Origin of the sequence: Pseudomonas fluorescens (assembly GCF_902498195.1) — a bacterium.
Lineage (GTDB): Bacteria > Pseudomonadota > Gammaproteobacteria > Pseudomonadales > Pseudomonadaceae > Aquipseudomonas > Aquipseudomonas fluorescens_BU.
In genome coordinates, this window is the sequence record NZ_CABVIY010000025.1 from 1 (window position 1) to 538 (window position 538).

The window sequence follows — 538 nt, forward strand, 5'->3', positions numbered from 1 at the left end:
GCCTCATCGATCGGCCCCCTTTCGAGCCCTCGCCGGGAAACGCCGATGTGGCTGCCCGCCGCATACCGGGCAGGCGTCATTTCGCCTTGACTCAAAGGGTGCCCCCGGCCCACGACGCCGATCAAACGGTCGCGAAACAATCCCTGGGTACGCAACTCCGGACCCGCAGCCTCCCCCACCACGCCTGTTTCCAGATCGACGGTCCCATCGCGCAATGACGTGCTGTCTTTATCCGGTTTGTGCATGCAGCGAACCCGCGCCCCGGTCGATTGTCCGGCCATGCGCGCAATGTGCGCCGCGCCGAAATTCTCGACGAAGCCTTCACTGCTGCGCAGGGTGAAGGTGCGGTTGAGTTGCGCGAGGTCCGGCTGCTCGGCCGGCCGCAGCACCGCTTCTGCGTCCTGCACCAGCTGACTGACCCGCTCGCGCAGTTCCAGCGCCCGGGGTGTCGGCACCAGTCCCCGTCCGGCCCTGACCAGCAGCGGATCACCGGTGGTTTCGCGCAAGCGCGCCAGCGCCCGACTCATCGCTGACGGGC

The 538-nt window shown here is 67.7% G+C and carries 1 protein-coding gene; it reads right to left on the minus strand.

Annotated features, from left to right (window positions below):
• Positions 1–538: LysR family transcriptional regulator (locus F8N66_RS31360; RefSeq protein WP_150773745.1), on the minus strand; the 538-nt coding region annotated here is incomplete at both ends.